The organism is Geodermatophilus obscurus (genome assembly GCF_900115395.1).
In the GTDB taxonomy this organism is placed as follows: Bacteria; Actinomycetota; Actinomycetes; order Mycobacteriales; family Geodermatophilaceae; genus Geodermatophilus; species Geodermatophilus obscurus_B.
In genome coordinates this window covers 102,602-122,399 of the sequence record NZ_FOWE01000012.1, presented here as the reverse complement: position 1 = coordinate 122,399, position 19,798 = coordinate 102,602, and the positions used below count along the sequence as shown (strand labels likewise).

Below are 19,798 nucleotides of genomic sequence, written 5' to 3'. Positions count from 1 at the left end.
TCGAGGAGGTGGCGGTGACCGACGGTGCGCGGCGGCGGGTCGTCGGCGGCCGCTACGTGCTCGAGGGGCTCATCGCCGTCGGCGGGATGGGCCAGGTCTGGCGCGGGCGGGACACGCTGCTCGACCGCCCCGTGGCGGTGAAGCTGCTGCGCGCCGAGTACGGCAGCGACGAGACCGTACGCGCCCGCTTCCGCACCGAGGCGCACCTGGCCGGCCGCCTCGCGCACCGCAACATCGCCGCGCTCTACGACTACGGCGAGCAGGCCGGGGACGACGGCGCGGTGTGCGCCCACCTGGTGATGGAGCTCGTCGACGGCGAGCCGCTCGCGGCGCTGCTGGCCCGCGACGGCACGCTGCCGGCCGACCGGGTGCTCGACCTGGTCGGGCAGACCGCGCAGGGCCTCGCGGTCGCGCACGCCGCCGGGGTGGTGCACCGCGACGTCAAGCCGGGCAACCTGCTGGTCGGCCGCGACGGCGTCGTCCGGATCACCGACTTCGGCATCGCCTGGTCGGCGGCGAGCGCACCGCTGACCCGCACCGACCAGGTGGTCGGGACGGCGCACTACCTCTCGCCGGAGCAGGCCGGCGCCGGCCGCGCGGGGCCGGCCAGCGACGTCTACGCGCTGGGGATGGTGGCGTGGGAGTGCCTGGCCGGCCGGCGCGCCTTCGACGGCGGGAACCCGGTGCAGATCGCGCTGCGGCAGCTCCACGAGGAGCCTCCGCCGCTGCCCGGCTCCGTCCCCGCGCCGGTGCGGGAGCTCGTGTCGCGGATGGTCGCCAAGGACCCCGCCGCCCGGCCCGCCGACGGCGCGGCGCTGGCGGAGGTCGTCGCGGCGGTGCGGGCCGGGCGTGCCCTGCCGCCCGCGCCCCTGCCGCGCACCTCGCCGCTGCCGGTGGGGGCACCGGCCGGCCGGCCGCCGCGACGGCGGCGGACCGTCCGCGCGCTCGGGGTGGCCGTGACGCTCGCCGCGGGCGCGGCCCTGGGGGTCGGCGCCCTCCAGTTGGCCGCACCCGGCTCCGGGACACCGCCGTCCGCCGTCGCCGACGCCGCGCCCACCGGCGTCGACGTCCGGCGGGGGAACGCCGTCGGCCGCTCCGCCGACGAGGTCGAGGACGCCCTGGTGGCGGCCGGGCTGCGGGTCACCCGCGGGACGCAGGAGTCCGCCGTCGCGGCGCCGGGCACGGTGCTCGGGGTGACTCCGGTCGGGCTGCTGGCGCCCGGGGAGCTGGTCACGCTGACCGTCGCGGTCGCGCCGCCGAGCCCCCCGCCGACCGTGGCACCGCCGCCGGCGGCGCCGTCCCGGTCGCCGTCCCCGGCGCCGTCGCGCGGACCGTCGGGCTGGCCCTCGCCCGTGCGGGAGCAGGTGTCCTCGGCGCCGGGACGGACGCAGGCCGTCGACGCGGGCTCCGTGACGTCGGAGGCACCGCCGCCCGCACCGGCCCCGGCTCCGGTCGAGCCGGTCGCCTCTGCGCCACCGGAGCCGGCTCCGGAGCCCGAGGACGACGGGACGGGCGACGGCGGGAACGGCAACGCCGGGGGCAACGGGAACGGCAACGCCGGCGGGAACGGCAACGGCAACGGGCGCGGCGGCCGGGACGGCTGACCCGGCCACCGCGCCCGCGCGCGTCTCAGGCCCCCGCGGGGGAGCGGCGGCGGCGCGACGGGGACAGCCAGACGGCCGCCCCCAGGGCCCCCAGCGCGGCGGTGAGCAGGAAGCCGCGGTCGGAGTCGACCCGCGGCAGGGCGATGAGCACCCAGAACACCGCCAGGCCGGCCAGGCCGCCGAGGGCCAGCTTCTCGGCGACGGCCGGGCCCACGCGGCGACCCGGGAGCAGGCCCGCGGCGAGGCCGACGATCCCGACCAGCACGGCGAGCGTCGCGAACGCCGACCACAGCGGCAGGTCCGACCAGATCACCTGGCCGCCCAGCCGCAGCGCCAGCCCGAGCTCGAGCAGCACCAGCCCCAGGACGCCGAGGCCGGTGGTGACGAGCACCGCCCGGTCGCGCGGGGTGCGCGGCGCCCGGGCCGGCTTCCCGCCGGCGGGGCCCTGGGCCGTCGGCGCGGCGGCCGGGGGGACCGCCGCCGCGCCCGGCGGCGGGGGCGGTGTGCCGAAGAACGGGTCCAGTGGCCCGGTGGGGATCGGGCCGGCCGCGTCGTGGCCGTGTCCGGCCGGCGGGACGACGGCGGTCCGCGCGTCCGCGGCGACGGGCTGTGCGGCGGGCTGGTGCGCGGCGGGCTGCGGGGCGGTGACGGGGTAGGCGGGCGGCGGCAGCGCAGCCGACGGGGGAGCCGGGTGCGGGTCGGCCGTGCCCACGGCGGTGGCCCCGTGCGCGGCCGGGTCGGCGGGAGCCGATCCCGGCGACGGGACGGTGATCTCCTGCGTGCGCGGGCCGGCCGGTGGCGGCGAGGCGGTCACGGTCGTTCCTCCAGGCGGTCGGCGGTGGACCGGGTCGGGCCCTCCGGAGCACGCTAACCGGGGCCGGCCGCGGGACGGCGCAGGAGCCCCGGCGGGTCCGTCCGGCTCGCACGACCGGCGGGTGCGGGGCGGTCCTCCTAAGGTCGGGCGGGTGGGCACGCGCGCGGGGATCGTCGTCACCGGCACCGAGGTCCTGACCGGCCGGGTCGCCGACCGCAACGGCCCCTGGCTGGCCGAGCGGCTGCGGCAGGCCGGCGTCGACGTCGCCGCGGTCGTGGTGGTGGGCGACCGGCCCGAGGACATGAGGGGTGCCCTGGAGTACCTCGCCGGCAGCGGGGTGGACCTCGTCGTCACCTCCGGCGGCCTCGGGCCCACCGCCGACGACCTGACCGCCGCCGTCGTCGGCGAGGTGCAGGGCCGCCCGCTCGACCTCGACCCGGAGCTCGAGCAGCGGGTCGCGGCCGTCGTGGAGGAGCTGATGAGCCGCCGCGGCTGGCGCGCCGATCCCGAGGCGACGGCGGCCGGCGTCCGGAAGCAGGCGATGGTCCCGGCCGGCGCCACGGTGCTCGAGCCGGTGGGGACCGCGCCCGGTCTCGTCGTCCCCCCGGCCGGCGCGCGCGGCGGACCGGTCGTCGTCGTGCTGCCCGGGCCGCCGTCGGAGCTGCAGGGGATGTGGCCGGCGGCGCTGGCCGCCGGGCCCGTGCGGGAGGCGCTGGCCGGGGCCGCCGAGCTGCGGCAGGGGACGGTGCGGCTGTGGGGGACGCTGGAGGCGCAGCTGGCCGCGACGCTGCGCGAGCACCAGGCCGGGCTCGGCGGGCTGGAGGTCACCACCTGCCTGCGCGAGGGCGAGCTGGAGATCGTCACCCGGTTCGCGCCCCAGGCGCAGCCGGCCCACGACCACCTGGTCGCCGTCCTGGCCGAGGAGTACGCCGCGACGCTGTTCTCGACCGGGCCGACGCTCGACGAGCTCGTCGCCGACGCCCTGCGCGACCAGGGGCTGACCATCGCCACCGCCGAGTCCTGCACCGGTGGGCTGCTGGTGGCGCGGCTGATCGAACGGGCGGGGTCGTCGGCGTGGGTGCTCGGCGGGATCACCTCCTACGCCAACTCGGCGAAGGAGCAGCTCGTCGGCGTGCCGGAGGAGGTGCTGGCGGAGTTCGGCGCGGTGAGCCCCCAGGTGGCGCTGGCACTGGCCGAGGGCGCGCGGGCGCGGTTCGGGGCCGACGTCGGGGTGGGGATCACCGGGATCGCCGGGCCGGGCGGCGGGACGCCGGACAAGCCCGTGGGCACCGTGCACCTGTGCGTCGTCGGGCCGTCGGGGACCGAGGCGCGGTCGGTGCGGCTGCGGGGCTCGCGGACGGCGGTGCGCGAGCGGTCCGTCGTCCTCGCGCTGCACCTGCTGCGGCACCTGCTGCTCGGCGGTCCGCCGGCGTGACGACCCTGACCCTGCACGCGACCGGACCGCTGGCGCCGGCCGAGGCGTGGGAGCGTTACGCCGAGCCCGCCCGCTGGCCCACGTGGGCGCCGCAGATCACCGGCGTGCAGGTGCCCGAGCCCCGGCTGCGGGCCGGCCTGGAGGGCCGGGTGCGCGGACCGCTGGGGCTCGTGCTGCCGTTCGTGGTCGAGTCGGTCGACGAGGTGGCCCGGCGGTGGGCGTGGACGGTGTCGGCCGGACCGGTGCGGCTGCACCTCGTGCACTGGGTGTCCGACGGCCCCGATGGCGGCAGCACCACCGGCCTGCGCATCCGGGGGCCGCTGCCCGTCGTCCTGGGGTACGCGCCGCTGGCGCAGCTGGCGATCAGCCGACTGGTGCAGCCGCTCGACTGAGCGCTGGGAGGTCGGCGGAACCGACGCTGTCAAGGCCGCTGATGGGATTGTGGACGGCGGCCTGACCTGCGAATTCGGCTGGTGGACCACCTGATGTGCCGCTATGACTTCGATCATGTGTTCGACCGGCTGGCAGACGGGTGACGTCCTCGACGACGTCGCCGCGCTGGTCGCCGAGCGCAACCGGATCGACGCCGCGCTGGCCCGCCGGGTGCGGGCGGCGGAGCTGGCGCAGGCGCCGGAGCGGGACGGGCAGAAGTCGATGGCTTCGTGGCTGCGGGGTCACTGCCGGGTGTCGGGATCGGTGGCGTCGCGGATCGTCGGCAACGGCCGCGTCCTGCAGCACCTGCCCGTCCTGGCCGAGGCGGCCGAGGCCGGGCTGGTCACCGCCGAGCAGGTCGCCGAAGCGGCGAAGCTGGTGGCGCCGCAGAGGCTGGCCGCGTTCGCCGCGGCCGGGGTGGACCTCGGTGAGGTCGACGGCGTGCTCACCGGCGTGGCGGTGGAACGGGACCACGCCACGTTGGTGAAGGTCGTCGAGCACTACCTCGACCGGCTCGACCCCGACGGTCCGGAGCCGGACCCCACCGAGGGGCGCTCACTCACCATCTCCAGGCACGCCGACGGGTCGGTGTCCTTCCGCGGTCACCTGGATGCCGTGGGTGGGGAGAAGTTCCAGACGGCGGTCGAGGCCCACGTGCAGGCCGACCGCCCCGCCGGGGACGACCGCACCCGCGCCCAGCGGCAGGGCGACGCACTGGTGCAGATCGCCGACAACGCCCTCGCCACCGGCGCGGTGCCGGTGCTGCGGTCGGTCAAGCCCCACGTGGCCGTGCGCATCGACCTCGACGACCTCGCGTCGGGTGCGGGCACCGCGGACATGGGCTTCGGCGCCACCATCTCCGCCGCCCGAGCCCGCTGGCTCGCCTGCGACGGCCGCATCTCCCGCGTGGTGTTCGGCCCCGACGGCGTACCGCTGGACGTGGGACGCGAGCAGCGACTCGTCTCCGGGGGCCTCCGACGGGCGGTGGAGCTGCGCGACGGCGGCTGCGTGTTCACCGGCTGCGACGCACCCAGCCACTGGACCGACGTGCACCACCTCGTGCACTGGATCGACGGCGGCGAGACCTCGTTGGAGAACTCCGCGCTGCTGTGCGAGCGGCACCACACGAAGGTCCACCACGGCTTCCGGGTCGAGCGACAACCGAGCGGGCGGTGGCGCACCTGGCGACCCGACGGCACCGAGATCACCGTCCCCGCACACCTGGCACCCATCGCACCCACGGCCGCCTGAGTCGGCAGCCCCGGACGCGCACCCGCCGTTCCACGTGGAACGGCGGGCCGTGGGCGCGCGAGTGAGGTGCACAGCCGGCCGACGGCCGTACGGTGCCCGCCGTGGGCACGACGCACGAGGTGACCAACCAGGTGCCGCCGCTGACCGGGTACGACCCGGTCGCCGACGACGCAGCGCTGGCCGAGGCCTGCGTCCGGCACGCCGACGAGGCCACGCTCGCCTCCCTGGCCGACCTCGGGCGGCTCGCCGGCAGCGAACAGGCACGCGAGTGGGGCCGCCTGGCCGACGAGTACCGGCCCGTCCTGCGCACGCACGACCGCTACGGCCACCGGATCGACGAGGTCGAGTTCCACCCCGCCTGGCACGAGCTCATGGCGACGGCGTTCGGGCACGGCCTGGCCGGGGCGCCCTGGGCGGCCGCAGACGCCGGCGACCGGCACGCGCACGTCCGCCGCGCCGTCGGCTACCTGGCCTGGACCCAGGTCGAGGCCGGCCACGGCTGCCCGGTGACGATGACCTACGCCGTCGTCCCGGCGCTCCGCGCGGCGCCCGACCTGGCCGCCCGGTACGAACCCGGTCTCACCGGGACCGGCTACCGGCCCGGCCTGACCGACCCCGCCGCCAAGCCCGGGCTGGTCGCCGGCATGGGCATGACCGAGAAGCAGGGCGGCTCCGACGTCCGCACCAACACCACCCGGGCGGTCCCGAACGCCGACGGCACGCACACCCTCACCGGGCACAAGTGGTTCACCAGCGCCCCGATGAGCGACCTCTTCCTCGTGCTGGCCCAGGCGCCGGAGGGCCTCTCCTGCTTCCTCGTGCCCCGGGTGCTCCCCGACGGCAGCCGCAACGTCTTCCGCCTCCAGCGCCTCAAGGACAAGCTCGGCGACCGCGCCAACGCCTCGGGCGAGGTCGAGTTCGACGGCACCACCGGCTGGCTGGTCGGTGACCCCGGCCGCGGTGTCCCGACGATCATCGAGATGGTCGCCGCCACCCGCCTCGACTGCGTCATCGGCTCGGCGGCCACCGTCCGCGCCGCGCTCACCCAGGCGCTGCACCACACCCGCCACCGCCGCGCCTTCGGCGCCCGGCTGGCCGACCAGCCGCTCATGCAGAACGTCCTCGCCGACCTCGCGGTCGAGAGCGAGGCCGCGACGGCCCTGGCCATCCGGCTCGCGGCCGCCGTCGACGCGGGGGAGACGGCGTTCCTGCGGCTGGCCGGCGCGGCCGCGAAGTTCCTCGTCTGCAAGCGCACCCCGGCCGTCGTCGCCGAGGCCGTGGAGGTCCTCGGCGGCAACGGCTACGTCGAGGAGTCCGGCCTGCCCCGGCTCTACCGGCAGGCGCCGCTGAACAGCATCTGGGAGGGCTCGGGCAACGTCATCGCCCTCGACGTGCTGCGCGCGCTGGGCCGCAGCAGCGAGTCGCTGAGCGCCGTCACGGCCGAGATCGACCTCGCCCGCGGCGCCGACGTCCGCTTCGACGAGGCGGTGGGGCGGCTCGCCACCGAGCTCGGGGACACCGACGCCCTGCCGCTGCGTGCCCGCCGGGTCGCCGGGCTCCTCGCGCTCTGCCTGCAGGGCTCGCTGCTGCTCCGCCACGCCCCGCCGGAGGTGGCCGACGCCTTCTGCGCCACGCGGCTCGGCGGCGACTGGGGCACGGTGCTGGGGACCCTCCCGGCGGGCGTCCCGGTGGCCCGGCTGGCCGAGCGCGCCGCCGTGGGAGGCCGGACGCGCGGTTGACCAGGGGACCTGCCCCAGACGGTTTGCTCCACTACTCTCGGACAGGCGTCGCGCACGGACCGACTTCCCATCCCTCCCGGTCCGTCCCCCGGGACAGGTCTGTACAACGGGGCCCGGAGCGCGACCGGGGGGAAGAGGGACGAGTGCAGCACTCCGACCAGATGGTCATGACCGCGCCACCGGACCTGTTGGCAGGCGTCCCGGACGCGGTCTGCCGCCTCGATCACGAGTGGCGGTTCACCTGGGTGAACGCCGCCCTCGCCGACCTCCTGCAGCGGCCTCCGGCCCGGCTGCTCGGCCGCCCGGTGCGCGACTGCGTCCCGGACGTGCTCGGGTCCGAGCTGCAGGCCCACGTGCGCGCCGCCGTCGCCGAGGGCCGGCCGCGGGCCTTCGAGTACCTCTACGAGCCGCACGGCCGGTGGTTCGAGGTCCGCGCCTCGCCCGACACGCACGGCGGGGTCGTCGTCTTCCTCCGCGACATCGACACCCGGCGCCGCCAGCAGGCCGCCCAGGTGCACGAGCTGCAGCAACTGGCCCGCGTCCTCGACGCGCTGCCCTCACCCACGGTCCTCCTCGACGCGCAGGGCCGGATCCTCACGGTCAACCGGGTCTGGGCGGGCAACGCCGAACAGGTGCGGCGCAGCGGCTGGCAACCGGCCGAGATCGGGGACGACTACGTCACCCGGATCCGGCAGGGCCTGGCCCCGGGCGACGCCGAGCAGATCGCCGCGGGCCTGCGCCGGCTGCGCACCGGCGTCGGCGGGGCGCCGGACGGCTTCGCCCACGACTACTCCCACGACCTGGCCGGCGAGACGACCTGGTGGCGGCTGCAGGCAGCGAGGGTGGACGACACCGGGCAGGTCGTCGTCACCCACACCGACGTCAGCGAGCGCGCCCGCGGCGAGCTGCGGCTGGCCTGGCAGGCCACCCACGACGACCTCACCGGCCTGCCCAACCGGGCACGCCTGCTCGAGCTCATCGAGGAGGCGCTCACCGACGACACCTCGCGGCCGGCCCTCCTCTTCCTCGACATCGACGGCTTCAAGACCGTCAACGAGTCCCTGGGCCACGAGGTCGGCGACGAGCTGCTGCGCCAGGTGGGCGCCCGGCTCACCGGCCAGGTCCGCCCGGGTGACGCCGTCGGCCGGCTCGGCGGCGACCAGTTCGTCGTCCTGGCCCGCTCCTGCGACAGCCCCGAGGCCGCCTCGCTCGCCTTCCGCCTGCAACGCTCCTTCGCCCGGCCGTTCACCGCGGCCGGGCTGACCGTGCCCGTGTCGGCGAGCATCGGCGTCGCCGTCGCCCAGCCCGGCCTCCGCAAGCCGCACCAGCTGCTCAGCGACGCCGACGCCGCCGGCTACGAGGCGAAGGCCGCCGGGCGCGACCGGGTGCACCTGTTCTCCCCGGGGCTGCGCGACGCCGCCCGCTGGCGCATGGACGTCGCCACCCGCCTCCGCGACGGCGTGATGGACCAGCTCGTCGTCCACTACCAACCCGTGGTGCGGCTCGACACCGGCCAGGTCGAGGGCGTGGAGGCGCTGCTGCGCTGGCAGCACCCCGAGCGCGGGCTGCTCGGCCCCGACGCCTTCCTCTCCGTCGCCGAGGAGACCGGCCAGCTCATCCCCATCACCCGCTGGCTGCTGCACGAGACGACCCGGCAGGCCGCCGCGTGGGCCGAGCAGGGGCTGGCGCTGCGGATGGCGGTCAACATCAGCGCCCGCCACTTCTCCGCCGAGACGCTGGTGCGCGACGTCCGCACGGCGCTCCGGGACTCCGGCCTCGCCGCCGAGCAGCTCATGCTCGAGCTGACCGAGACCTGCGTCGCCGAGGACCCGACCCGCGCCGAGGACCAGCTCGCCGTCCTGCAGAACTTCGGCGTCCGGGTGGCCATCGACGACTTCGGCACCGGCTGGTCCTCGCTGGCGCAGCTCATGGCCCTGCCCATCGGCACGCTGAAGATCGACCGCTCGCTGATCACCGCGGCCGAGCGGTTGGCCTCCGGCGGCACGGGCGCCGTCCTCGGCGCCATCGTCGAGCTGGCCCACACGCTGGGCATCCGCTCGGTCGCCGAGGGCGTGGAGACCGCCGAGCACCTGCGCATGGTCCGCGAGGCCGGCTGCGACTCCGCGCAGGGCTACCTGCTCGCCCGCCCGATGGCGGCGGCCGACGTCGAGCGCTGGGCCTCCCGGGTGCACGACGGCGGCGGTGACTCCTGCGCGATGGCCCTCGCCGGCCAGCTCGGCTGAGCCCACCCGGACCGGCATGGGGAGCGGGACCAGTCCGGTGCGCCGGCGCGCCGTCCGGCGGGCGACGTCACCGGCCGGGCCGCCTGCCCGGGTGCCCACCGCCCTGCAGCCCGGTGCTCGGGAGCCGACCGGGCAGACTGCCCCCGTGACCGAGACCAGCGTGGCCGTGGAGCCCACCGTGTCGGCGACCGCGTTCCCCGACGAGGCGCAGGGCCGGGGACGACCGGCCCTCGACCTGCTCATCTGGGACGCGCCCAACATCGACATGACCCTGTCCACGGTCATCGGGGCCCGCCCCACCGCCGCCTCCCGGCCGCGCTTCGACGCGATCGCCGCGTGGTTCGTCGACGGCGCCGGCGACCCCGCCGCTGCGGACGCACCCGAGGTAGAGGCCTGCGTCTTCGCCAACATCCCGCCGGTCGTGGGCTCCCTGCAGCGCTGGGTCGAGGCCCTGCGCGGCTTCGGCTACGCCGTCTTCGCCCGGCCCAAGGCCCAGCCCGACGACGACATCGACCAGGCGATGCTCGACCACATCGAGGTCCGCGGGCACAGCCACCGGCTGCGCCGCCTCGTCGTCTTCTCCGGCGACGGCCGCAACTTCGCCGAGCCGCTCGAGGAGCTCGCGCGGGCCGGCACGCAGGTCGTCGTCGTCGCGTTCAGCGAGGTCGCCGGCTACGCGATCGGCTCGGACCTCATCGAGTTCATCGACATCGAGGACGTCCCCGGCGCCTTCGCCGCCCCGCTGGACCGCGTCCGCCTCGACGCCCTCCCGCCCGACGGCGCGTGGCTGCGGCCCACCCGGAGCCTGCGCGACTTCGTGTCCTCCTGGACCGCCCGGCGCGGGAGCTGAACCCTCCCGTGTCCGCCGGCCCCGTCCGGGGAATGGAGGGCCCATGGCGGTCTGCGAGGTCTGCGGCAACGACTACGACATGAGCTTCGAGGTGGTGGCGCAGGGCGCCCGGCACACCTTCGACAGCTTCGAGTGCGCCATCCACCGCATGGCCCCGATCTGCGAGCACTGCGGGGTGAAGGTGGTCGGCCACGGCGTCGTCGTCGAGGGGCAGTTCTACTGCTGCGCCCACTGCGCGCGCGCCGAGCACCGGGAGGCCCCGGTCGCCGACTCCGCCTGAGCGGCGTCAGTCGCGCGGGAGCTCCGGGGCGCGCGGCTCGGGCACCCGGTCGCTGAGGCCCTCGAGCGGGGCCAGCCCGGAGGGTAGCCGCGACCAGACGTGCTTGCGGCCGGGTCGGCGCTCCCAGCCGTAGTCGAGCGACAGCTGCGCTACCAGGTGCAGCCCCATCCCGCCGAGGGAGGGGTCCCGGTCGACGGCGGGCACCGGCGGGCGGTCGGGTGCCTCGTCGCTGAGGTCGAGCAGCCAGCCCGAGGGGCCGGCGACGACGAGGGCGCGCACGTCGCCGCCACCGTGGCGCAGCGCGTTGGAGGCCAGCTCCTCGAAGACCAGCAGCAGGCCGTCGCGGGCGTCCTCGGTCGACGACGAGCTCACCGACGGGTGGGCGATGCGGGCCCGCAGGTCGGCGCGCACCCGGGAGACGACGTGCATGGTCTCCAGCTGCCAGTGCCAGACGTCACCGGCGACGGAGGGCACGGGAGCGAGCGGCCACGCCTGCTCGCCCATCGCCCACCTCCCCGTCCGTCCGTGGCGCCGTCGTCGGCGTGCACATCCTCGCCGAAACGGCCGGGCCGCGCAGCGGCGGCCCCCGGACCGGCCTGCTGCGCCTCGCTGCCCCGGTCCACCGCCGCGCCGGGCAGGATGAGCGCCGTGGACGACCTCTGGCGAGCACTGAGCCGGTTGCAGCTGGCCGACCGGGAGCTGTCCGACGTCCTCGGGGAGGTCACCCGGCTGGCGGCCGAGCACGTGCCCGGCGCCGAGTCGACGTCGATCACCCTCGTCCGCGGGGACACCGCGACGACCGCCGCCCACTTCGGGGACATGGCGCTGGCCGCCGACGAGCTGCAGTACGCGCAGGGCCACGGCCCCTGCCTGGACGCCGGGCGCGCCGGGGTGCAGCTGCGGGTCGACGACATGCGGACCGAGACCCGGTGGCCGGACTACACCGCGCGGGTGGTCGACGTCGGGGTGCGCAGCTCGCTGTCGACGCCCCTGCCCTACCAGGGCAGCTCGATCGGGGCGCTGAACATCTACTCCACCCACCCGGGGGCGTTCTCCTCCGACGGGTCCGTCGAGGCCGCCCGGGAGGTCGCCGAGGCCGTGGCCGTGGCCGTCGCCAACGCCGACGCCCACGCCCGGCTCAGCCAGCACGCCCGCAACATGGAGCTGGCCATGCAGTCGCGGGCGGTGATCGAGCAGGCCAAGGGCGTGCTCATGGCGCAGCGCCGGGTCGACGCCGAGGGTGCCTTCGACCTGCTGCGCGACGCCTCCCAGCGCTACAACCGCAAGCTCCGCGACATCGCCGCGGGCATCGTCGCCTCCACCCGCGACCCGCGCGGCTGACCTCGCTGCCCGACCCTCAGCCGGCCCGCGCCGCCAGGTCGGCCAGCCGGCCGACCAGGAACTCCACCGCCGCGGCGCTGTCGACGGTCTCGGCGACGTCGACGGCGGTCGGCGCGTCCGAGACCGCGCGGCGGTCGACCAGCGTCTGGCCCCGGCCCTCCCCGCGGGTGGTGTCGACGACGACGTCGCGGCGGACGGTGCCCAGGGTGCCCGGCACGATCGCCTCGGTGAGCGCGAGCGCGTCGTGCACGACGACGCCCGTGGTGCCGTAGGCGGTGCGCGCGTGGTCGAGGTACTGCTGCAGGATCGCCGCCGCCGCGGCGCCCACCGGCCCGGCCACGGCGAAGCGGGCGATGCCGTCCTCGTCGACCACCGTCGGCAGGGTGACGTCGAGGCCGACGAGCACGGTGGGCACCGTGGCGCGCAGGACGCGGGCGGCGGCCTCCGGGTCGGCCCAGACGTTGAACTCGGCGGCCGCGGTGACGTTGCCGCCGCGGCCGGCCGAGCCGCCCATGAGCACCAGCCGGCCGATCCGCGCCGCGGCCTCCGGGTAGGTCGCCAGCAGCAGCGCGACGTTCGTCCACGGCCCGATCGCGGCGACGGTCACCGGCTGCTCGCTCGCCATCAGCAGCTCGGCCAGGGCGACCACCGCCGGCCGGGGGTCGACCGCGGCCGGTGACGGCGGAAGCTCCACCCCGCCGAGGCCGGCGGTGCCGTGCACGTGACCGGCACGCTCCGGCTGCGGGTACACCAGCGACTCGGCGGCGCCGGCGGCCACCGGGACGTCGGAGCGGCCGGCCAGGTGCAGCACCCGCAGCGCGTTCTCGGTGGTCTGCGCCAGCTCGACGTTGCCGTGCGTCGTCGTCACCAGACGCAGGTCGACCTCCGGGCTGGCGAGGGCCAGCAGGATCGCGAGCGCGTCGTCGATGCCGGGGTCGGTGTCGATCACCAGGGGTCGGGCCACCGCGTCATCCCAGCAGATCCCCCTCGGGCAGGATCGCGGCGTGCCCGACGTCCTCCTCGCCAGCTGTGCCGCCGCCACCGGGAAGGACGAGGACGAGCCGCTGCTCGTCGCCGCCCTCGCTGCCCGGGGCGTGTCGGCCGCACCCGCCGACTGGGCCGACCACGGCGTCGACTGGGCCGCCGCGACCGCGGTCGTCGTCCGCTCGACGTGGGACTACGCGCCGCGGCGCGACGAGTTCCTCGCCTGGGCGCGGCGCGTGGCCGCCGCGACGCTGCTGCTCAACCCGGCCGGCGTCCTGGCCTGGAACACCGACAAGCGCTACCTGCGGGAGCTGGCCGCCGCCGGTGTGCCCGTGGTGCCCACCGCCTGGGCCGAGGGCCCGGACGACGTGGCCGCGGCGCTGACCCGCTGGCCGGGCGACGTGGTGGTCAAGCCGGTGGTCTCGGCCGGCGCCCGCGACACCGCCCGCTTCGCGCCCGCCGACCGGGACGGGGCACGCGCCTCGGCCGAGGGGATCCTCGCCGGGGGCCGGGCGGTGATGGTCCAGCCCTACCTCGACCGGCTCGACGCCGAGGGGGAGACCGGGCTGGTGTACGTCGACGGCGCGTTCAGCCACGCCTTCGGCAAGGGCGCGCTGCTGGCCGGCGGGGCGCTGGGGGAGGGCCTCTACGCCGAGGAGGAGATCACCGCCCGCACCGCGACACCGGAGCAGCGCGACGTCGGCGACCGGGTGCTCGCCTGGGTGGCCGACCGGACGGGGGAGCGGCCGCTGTACTGCCGCGTGGACCTCGTGCCCGGTGACGACGGCGCCCCGCAGGTCATCGAGGTCGAGCTCACCGAGCCCAGCCTCTTCCTGACCACCGACGACGGCGCCGCCGACCGGTTCGCCGCGGCGATCAGCGCCCGCCTCGGCTGAGCCGCACCGCTACCGATCGGCCGGCGGCCACGGACGCTGCTGCCCCCACCCGGAGCGGGACCCGCTGACGACGTCCTGGAGCTCGGAGGCGATGCGGGCCCGCACCGCCGCCGCGGACTCCCCGGCCTGCCCGAGCCGCCACAGGGAGTGCTGCGACTCCTCGCCCCGCGCGGTGACCACGAGGACGGCCTCCGGCCCGTCCGGCGCGTCCTCGCCCAGGCGGTGCACCACGCAGACCCGCTCGAGCTCCGCGTCGGTGAGCAGGTCGTACACGACCGGGACGGCGGCCGCCGCGAGGCGGGCCACCGCGCGGCGGTGCTCGCTCACCGGGACACCGCGTCCCCGCGCGCCCCGGCGCGGCGCCGCGGCAGCGCCGTCGCCAGGTACAGCACCACGCCGACGGCCAGCAGCACGCCGGCGAATGCCCAGGTGCGCGCCTCCTGCTGCCACAGCAGGAGGAGGCAGGACGCGATGCCGAGCACCGGCAGCACGACCGGCGTCCGCCAGTGCGGGACGTCGACCGGGTCGCGGCGCAGCACCAGCACCGCGGTGTTGGTGCTGAGGAAGACGAACAGCAGCAGGAGCACGACGGTGTTGGCCAGGGTCTCCAGGTCACCGGTCAGGCTGAGCCCCATGGCCACCGCCGTGGTGACGGCGATGGCGACCCACGGCGTCCGCCGGTTCGGCAGCACCCGGCCGAGGACGGCGGGCAGCAGGCGCTGCTCGGCCAGCCCGTAGGCCATGCGGCTGGCCATGATCATGGTGAGCAGCGCGCCGTTGGCGACGGCGACCAGCGCGACCAGGCTGAACAGCTGGTCGGGGACGCCGGCGTCGGCGGCGCGCACGACCTCCAGCAGCGGCCCGCTGGAGGCGGCCAGCTCGCCGGGCGGCAGCACCACCGCGGCGGCGACCCCGACCAGCACGTACACCAGCCCGGCGGTGAGCAGCGCGCCGAACAGCGCCCGCGGGTACACCCGCCGCACGTCGCGGACCTCCTCGGCCACGTTGGCCGACGTCTCGAACCCGACGAAGGAGTAGTAGGCCAGCAGCGCCGCCGAGAGCACCGCCGTCCCCGCGGACACCCCGGGCGGGAACTCCACCGCGCGGCCGAGGTCGCCGTCGCCGCGGCCCAGCACCACCGCACCGAGGACGACGACCAGCACCAGGCCGGAGGTCTCCACCAGCGTCATCACCAGGTTGGCGCGCAGCGACTCCCGGATGCCGCGGGCGTTCAGCAGCGCCACGGCCAGCAGGAACACCAGTGCGGCGGGCGCGGCGGGCACGTCCAGGAAGACGCCGAGGTAGTCACCGGCGAAGGCCAGGGCCAGTCCGGCCGCGCTGGTGACACCGGCGGCGAGCATGCAGAAGCCGACGAGGAAGGCGACCACGGGGGAGCGGAACGCCCGCTCGGCGAAGACCGCCGACCCGCCGGCGCGCGGGTACTTCGTCACCAGCTCGGCGTAGGAGGCCGCGGTGAGCAGGGCCAGTAGCAGGGCCACCAGCAGCGGCACCCAGATGGCGCCGCCCACCTCGGCCGCGACCACACCGACCAGCGCGTAGACGCCGGCACCGAGGACGTCGCCGAGGATGAACAGGTAGAGCAGCTTCCCGGTGACGGCGCGGCGGAGCCTCGTGTCGGGCTCGTCGCCGCCGGTCGGGGTCGTTCCGGTCGGCGTGCTGCCGGTGGTCGCGGCGGGGGACTGCTCGGTCACCGGTCGAGTCTGGGCAGGGCGGTTGGCCTCGGCAACCGGACCGGTGCGCCCTGCGCGCCGGCCGCCGGAGCCCGACACGCCGGGCGCGCCGGGGCGCGTCCCGGGGTGACCGGCGGCCCGCCGGGGCGCTCCCACGCTCGCGGCCCGTCGACGGGTCGACAAGTGCTCGCCGTCAGCACACGGTCACCAACGCGCAGGTCAGGGCCCCACAACGGTTGCGTCACGGGCGCCGCGGGACGTGTCCCGATCGGCCGTCCGCGGGGCCGGTCCTCCCTACCTTTCTCTTGTCCGCGGCACCTTCCCCGGCCGCGGACACAGACCCTCGAGGAGGCCGGCATGGCGATCACCCGGGCAGCGAGCCTGTGGTCGGCCCCGCTGCCGGCCGTGCCGTCGGCCCCGCCACCGGCCGTGGCGTCCGTCCCGCCGTCGCCCGTGCCGCAGTCGGCCGCGCCGCCGGTGGTGCCGGCGGACGGCCTGCCGCTGGCCGGCCTCCTCGACCTGCTCGTGCGCGCCGACGCGGTGCCGCACCGGCGCCGTCCCGTCCGGGCCGCCGTCACCCGCCACCCGGCCGCCCGGCGTGCGCTGCGGCCGCTGCCGATGGCCCGCCCGGTGCCCGTGCCGCGGCCCCGGCCGGCCCGGCCGTCCGCCACACCCGTCACCGCGGCCGCCGCGGCCGCCGCGCCCGCCGCCCCTGCCGCGCCGTCCGGAGCCGGCCTGCCCGCGGCCCCCGTGCGCCCGGGTGGCTCGCGGCTGCGGGCCCGGGTGCGGGCCACCGTGCGGCGCCTGGCGATGTGGGGCGCCGGACCCGACGGCGCGCACGCCGCCTGGCCGACACCGCCCGTCGTCGTCCCGCCCGCCGGGCCGGGCCTGGTCCGCCGCCTGGCGATGTGGGGCGCCGGTCCCGGCGGGGCGTACCTCGCCTGGGGCGCCCCGCGGCCGCCCGCGCCCGCGGCCCCCGTCGTCCCCCCTGCTCCCGGCAACGGTGCCGTGGTGCTCACCGAGCTGCCCAGCACCCCCACGATCGCGTCCGCGGTGCCTTCCCCCACCGCGGCGTCCTCTGCAGGCGGTCCCGCCCGGCCGCTGCCCCGACCGCGCGCCGCCGTGCCGGCCCTGGCCCCTGCGGGCTGGCCGGCCCGGCCCGCCGCGGGGCGGCCCCTGGCGCGGGCACCCGACCTGCCGGCGTCGACCGCCGGCACGGTGCGCACCCGGGGCGACCCGGCACCGCACCGGGCCCGGGGCTCGCCCCGGCCGCCACCGGCTCCCGCCTGACCCGCAGCGCGCCTCCTCCTCCCAGGACTTCGCGCGTCCGCTCCCCTCGTCGACGTGCTCGACGGGCCCGGCCACCCCTTCCCCTCCAGGTGGCCGGACCGCCGGCCCGCTCACCGAGCCGTTCCCTCCCGGCCCTCGTGGCCGGCTCCTGACCCTCCACGGCGCCCCCGCCGCCGGCAGACCGCACCGCACGACGATCCGGCCTCGACCCACCCGCCGACTGCCCCGCCCAGGGCAGCGTGCGGATCCTCCCGGGAGGCCCGGACGCGACGCGGCACGGACGCCGGCAGCGCCCCGCCGCCGGCAGACCGCACCGCACGACGATCCGGCCTCGACCCACCCGCCGACTGCCCCGCCCAGGACAGCGCGCGGACCCTCCCGGGAGGCCCGGAGCCGACAGCGGGACGGAGTGCCGGCAGCGATCGCGCCGAGGAGGACCAGGCCCTGCCGGTGCCCGGTGCAGGACGACCCGCCCCGTCGTCCTCCGGGTCTCTGACCGGCACGACCTGGCCAGGACGGCGCCGCCGGTCGCCCGGAGGAGACGCTCGCCGGAGCGGCCGCGGTCACCGGCCCGGCGCCGCGACGCGGAGGACCGCAGGACGCCGTCCCGGGAGCCCGGGGCGCGGGGTCGACAGCCCTCGACGGGCGCTCCCCGGAGCGCCGGACCGGCACCCCGCCGGACCGGCACCGGGGAGCGCCCGTCCGGCGTCCCGCGCCCGCGGACCCCGGCCCGCGCGCACCCCGCCCGGGTGTCGTCGCGCGGTGTCGACTACGGCACACCGGTTGTCGTCGCCCGCCCCGGCATGGGAGAAAGGACGGCGGACCGCCGCTCCTCCCGCACGAATGGACCTCCCCCTCCCCGTGACCGTCCCCGAGCAGCGTCCGGGGTCGTCGGGTGAGGCGCCCCGGTCGCTGTCCCTCCTCCCCGACGACGCCGAGGTCAGCCGGCTCCGCTTCGAGCTCGCCATCGACGCTGCGCGCATCGGCAGCTTCGACTGGGACCTGGTGACCGGCCGGCTGTCCTGGGACGAGCAGCTCCTCGCGCTGTTCGGGTACACGGAGGCCGACTTCGACGAGACGCTCGACGCCTTCGCCGCCCGGCTGCACCCCGACGACCGCGACCGCACCCTGCAGGCCCTGCAGGACGCCGTCGACACCCGCGGCGCCTACGAGGCCGAGTTCCGGGTGGTGCTGCCCTCCGGTGACATCCGCTGGGTGCAGGGCCGCGGCCGGGCGCTGGCCGACTCCCGCGGCCGGCCGGTGCGGCTCCTGGGCGCCGCCCTGGACACCACCCGGCTGCGCGAGGGCGACGCCCGCGTCTCCCGGGTGCTCGAGACCATGCGGTCGGCGTTCTTCGCCCTCGACCGCTCGTGGCGGTTCACCTACGTCAACGCCGAGGCCGAGCGGGTGCTGCACCGCACCCGGGACGAGCTGCTCGGCGGGGTGGTCTGGGAGCTCTTCCCGGACGCCGTCGGCAGTGCCTTCGAGACGCACTACCGCGCCGCGATGGAGGGGACGCAGGAGCGGGTCTTCGAGGCCTACTACCCGCCTCCGCTGGACGCCTGGTACGAGGTGCGCGCCTGGCCGGGTCCCGACGGACTGTCGGTGTACTTCCTCGACGTCACCGAGCGCCGGGCCGTGGAGGAGCGCGCCCGCGCCGGCGCCGCCCGGCTGGCCCTGATCGCCGAGGTCAGCGCGCTGATGTCGTCGGCGCTGGGCTCCGCCGCGGCCGAGCGGGCGGCGCTGCAGCGGGTGGCCGAGGCCGTCGTCCCCGTCCTCGGTGACTGGGCGATCCTCACCCTCGCCGACGGCACCGACGGCCGCACGCAGGACGTGGCGAGCTGGCACGCCGACCCCGCGATGCGGGCGGCGACCGCCACCTACGCCGCCCTGCGGCTGGCCTCGGTCGCGCCCGACGCCCCGGTGCTCCGGGCGCTGGAGTCGGGCCGGCTGTTCACCGTCGCCGACGTCCCGGCCGTCATCCGCCCCACGCTGCCCGAGGGCGAGGTGCGCGACGTCTTCGACGCCCTCGCCCCCCGGACGGCGGTGACGCTGCCGCTGCTGGCCCGCGGCCGCACGCTCGGCGCGCTCAGCGTCTACCGCGGCGCCGACCGGTCACCGGCCGCCGCCGAGGACGTGGCCGCCGCCCGCGAGGTCGCCGACCGCGTCGCGCTCGCCCTGGACAACGCCCGGCTGTTCGACCAGCAGCGGCGGCTGGCGGAGGCGCTGCAGCGCAGCATGCTCACCGCGCCGCCGCAGCCCGACGACGCCGAGATCGTCGTCCGGTACCAGCCTGCGGTGCAGGTCGCCCAGGTCGGCGGCGACTGGTACGACGCGTTCCTGCAGCCCGACGGCTCGACGGTGCTGGTCATCGGCGACGTCGTCGGCCACGACATCGAGGCCGCCGCCGCGATGGGCCAGCTGCGCGGCATGCTGCGCGGCATCGCCCACCGCGGGGACACCCCGCCCGACGCCGTCCTCGCCGAGCTCGACTCCGCCGTCGACGCCCTGGGGCTGGGGACCATGGCCACCGCGGTCGTGGCGCGGGTGGAGCAGACCCCGGAGCAGCGCGCCGCCGGGACGACGACGCTGCGCTGGTCCAACGCCGGGCACCCGCCGCCGCTGCTGCTCACACCCGAGGGCGAGGTGCGCACGCTCGGGGACGACCGCGGGGAGCTGATGCTCGGCGTCGACCCGGCCGCGCGCCGGACCTCGCGCGCGGTGGAGGTCCGCCGCGGCTCGACGCTGCTGCTCTACACCGACGGCCTGGTCGAGGGCCGCGACCTGCTGCTCGACGAGGGCACCTCGCTGCTCGGCGCCGCGCTGGCGCAGCTCGCCGACCTGCCGCTGGAGCGGCTCTGCGACGCGCTGGTCACCCGCCTGCGTCCCGAGGGCCTGCAGGACGACGTCGCCCTCGTCGCCATCCGGCTGCACCCCCAGTAGGAGGA

The 19,798-nt window shown here is 77.3% G+C and carries 17 protein-coding genes; 12 read left to right on the top strand and 5 right to left on the bottom strand.

The genetic code is table 11. The annotated features are described in order from the left end of the window. The first annotated feature begins 14 nt into the window (after positions 1–14). Positions 15–1,604 (top strand): serine/threonine-protein kinase, encoded by a 1,590-nt coding sequence (locus BM165_RS26165; protein WP_075015642.1) that lies wholly within the window; start codon positions 15–17, stop codon positions 1,602–1,604. A gap of 25 nt (positions 1,605–1,629) precedes the next feature. Here the strand turns inward: BM165_RS26165 and BM165_RS21795 are convergent, their stop codons facing one another. Next, on the bottom strand, positions 1,630–2,418 hold the full coding sequence (locus tag BM165_RS21795) for a hypothetical protein (RefSeq protein WP_075015641.1): 789 nt from the start codon (positions 2,416–2,418) through the stop codon (positions 1,630–1,632). 151 nt (positions 2,419–2,569) lie between these two features. Between BM165_RS21795 and BM165_RS21790 the strand changes: the two genes are divergently transcribed. The 7 genes from BM165_RS21790 (at position 2,570) to BM165_RS21760 (ending at position 10,648) form a co-directional block, all read left to right on the top strand. After that, positions 2,570–3,853 carry a competence/damage-inducible protein A gene (locus BM165_RS21790; RefSeq protein WP_075015640.1) on the top strand — a complete coding sequence of 428 codons (1,284 nt, stop codon included), beginning with the start codon at positions 2,570–2,572 and terminating at the stop codon, positions 3,851–3,853. After that, the gene (locus BM165_RS21785) at positions 3,850–4,245 is read left to right on the top strand and encodes an SRPBCC family protein (protein WP_075015639.1); all 396 of its coding nucleotides are present in this window, start codon (positions 3,850–3,852) and stop codon (positions 4,243–4,245) included. The genes BM165_RS21790 and BM165_RS21785 overlap by 4 nt, the downstream gene beginning before the upstream one ends. A gap of 115 nt (positions 4,246–4,360) precedes the next feature. Continuing rightward, positions 4,361–5,536, top strand: coding sequence for an HNH endonuclease signature motif containing protein (locus BM165_RS21780; RefSeq protein WP_244274391.1), 1,176 nt, complete (start codon positions 4,361–4,363; stop codon positions 5,534–5,536). Positions 5,537–5,637: 101 nt separating this feature from the next. Further along, a complete protein-coding gene (locus tag BM165_RS21775; RefSeq protein WP_075015706.1) occupies positions 5,638–7,275 on the top strand; it encodes an acyl-CoA dehydrogenase family protein in 1,638 nt (545 codons plus the stop codon). Between the two features lie 143 nt (positions 7,276–7,418). Then, the gene (locus BM165_RS21770; RefSeq protein WP_244274390.1) at positions 7,419–9,518 is read left to right on the top strand and encodes a putative bifunctional diguanylate cyclase/phosphodiesterase; all 2,100 of its coding nucleotides are present in this window, start codon (positions 7,419–7,421) and stop codon (positions 9,516–9,518) included. A 145-nt stretch (positions 9,519–9,663) separates the two neighbouring features. After that, positions 9,664–10,368 (top strand): NYN domain-containing protein, encoded by a 705-nt coding sequence (locus BM165_RS21765; RefSeq protein WP_075015637.1) that lies wholly within the window; start codon positions 9,664–9,666, stop codon positions 10,366–10,368. Positions 10,369–10,411: 43 nt separating this feature from the next. Beyond that, entirely contained in the window at positions 10,412–10,648 is a 237-nt protein-coding gene (locus BM165_RS21760) for a hypothetical protein (protein WP_075015636.1), read from the top strand. 6 nt (positions 10,649–10,654) lie between these two features. On the opposite strand, the gene BM165_RS21755 is transcribed toward BM165_RS21760, so the two are convergent. Further along, positions 10,655–11,152: an ATP-binding protein gene (locus BM165_RS21755; protein WP_075015635.1), complete on the bottom strand. Its 498-nt coding sequence runs from the start codon at positions 11,150–11,152 to the stop codon at positions 10,655–10,657. Positions 11,153–11,287: 135 nt separating this feature from the next. On the opposite strand from BM165_RS21755, the gene BM165_RS21750 reads away from it, so the two are divergent. Continuing rightward, the gene (locus BM165_RS21750) at positions 11,288–11,989 is read left to right on the top strand and encodes a GAF and ANTAR domain-containing protein (protein WP_075015634.1); all 702 of its coding nucleotides are present in this window, start codon (positions 11,288–11,290) and stop codon (positions 11,987–11,989) included. Positions 11,990–12,005: 16 nt separating this feature from the next. On the opposite strand, the gene BM165_RS21745 is transcribed toward BM165_RS21750, so the two are convergent. After that, the gene (locus BM165_RS21745; RefSeq protein ID WP_075015633.1) at positions 12,006–12,953 is read right to left on the bottom strand and encodes a nucleoside hydrolase; all 948 of its coding nucleotides are present in this window, start codon (positions 12,951–12,953) and stop codon (positions 12,006–12,008) included. Between the two features lie 40 nt (positions 12,954–12,993). Here BM165_RS21745 and BM165_RS21740 point away from each other — a divergent pair, with 40 nt between their 5' ends. Continuing rightward, entirely contained in the window at positions 12,994–13,869 is an 876-nt protein-coding gene (locus BM165_RS21740) for an ATP-grasp domain-containing protein (RefSeq protein ID WP_208976832.1), read from the top strand. Positions 13,870–13,878: 9 nt separating this feature from the next. Here BM165_RS21740 and BM165_RS21735 read toward each other — a convergent pair whose 3' ends face one another. Together BM165_RS21735 and BM165_RS21730 are read right to left on the bottom strand one after the other, a co-directional pair. Continuing rightward, positions 13,879–14,196 carry a hypothetical protein gene (locus tag BM165_RS21735; protein ID WP_075015632.1) on the bottom strand — a complete coding sequence of 106 codons (318 nt, stop codon included), beginning with the start codon at positions 14,194–14,196 and terminating at the stop codon, positions 13,879–13,881. Continuing rightward, positions 14,193–15,581: an APC family permease gene (locus BM165_RS21730; RefSeq protein WP_075015631.1), complete on the bottom strand. Its 1,389-nt coding sequence runs from the start codon at positions 15,579–15,581 to the stop codon at positions 14,193–14,195. Before BM165_RS21730 ends, BM165_RS21735 begins: the two co-directional genes overlap by 4 nt. A 336-nt stretch (positions 15,582–15,917) precedes the next feature. On the opposite strand from BM165_RS21730, the gene BM165_RS21725 reads away from it, so the two are divergent. Together BM165_RS21725 and BM165_RS21720 are read left to right on the top strand one after the other, a co-directional pair. Beyond that, positions 15,918–16,850 carry a hypothetical protein gene (locus tag BM165_RS21725; RefSeq protein WP_075015630.1) on the top strand — a complete coding sequence of 311 codons (933 nt, stop codon included), beginning with the start codon at positions 15,918–15,920 and terminating at the stop codon, positions 16,848–16,850. A gap of 861 nt (positions 16,851–17,711) precedes the next feature. Next, positions 17,712–19,793 carry a SpoIIE family protein phosphatase gene (locus BM165_RS21720; protein WP_244274389.1) on the top strand — a complete coding sequence of 694 codons (2,082 nt, stop codon included), beginning with the start codon at positions 17,712–17,714 and terminating at the stop codon, positions 19,791–19,793. Positions 19,794–19,798: the final 5 nt, after the last annotated feature.

What these genes read in the sequence shown, in the direction of transcription:
- BM165_RS21780 (WP_244274391.1), top strand. Translation starts at nt 4,361, where the DNA reads ATGTGTTCGACCGGCTGGCAGACGGGTGACGTCCTCGACGACGTCGCC.
- BM165_RS21760 (WP_075015636.1), top strand. Translation starts at nt 10,412, where the DNA reads ATGGCGGTCTGCGAGGTCTGCGGCAACGACTACGACATGAGCTTCGAG.
- BM165_RS21755 (WP_075015635.1), bottom strand. Translation starts at nt 11,152, where the DNA reads ATGGGCGAGCAGGCGTGGCCGCTCGCTCCCGTGCCCTCCGTCGCCGGT.
- BM165_RS21750 (WP_075015634.1), top strand. Translation starts at nt 11,288, where the DNA reads ATGAGCGCCGTGGACGACCTCTGGCGAGCACTGAGCCGGTTGCAGCTG.
- BM165_RS21725 (WP_075015630.1), top strand. Translation starts at nt 15,918, where the DNA reads ATGGCGATCACCCGGGCAGCGAGCCTGTGGTCGGCCCCGCTGCCGGCC.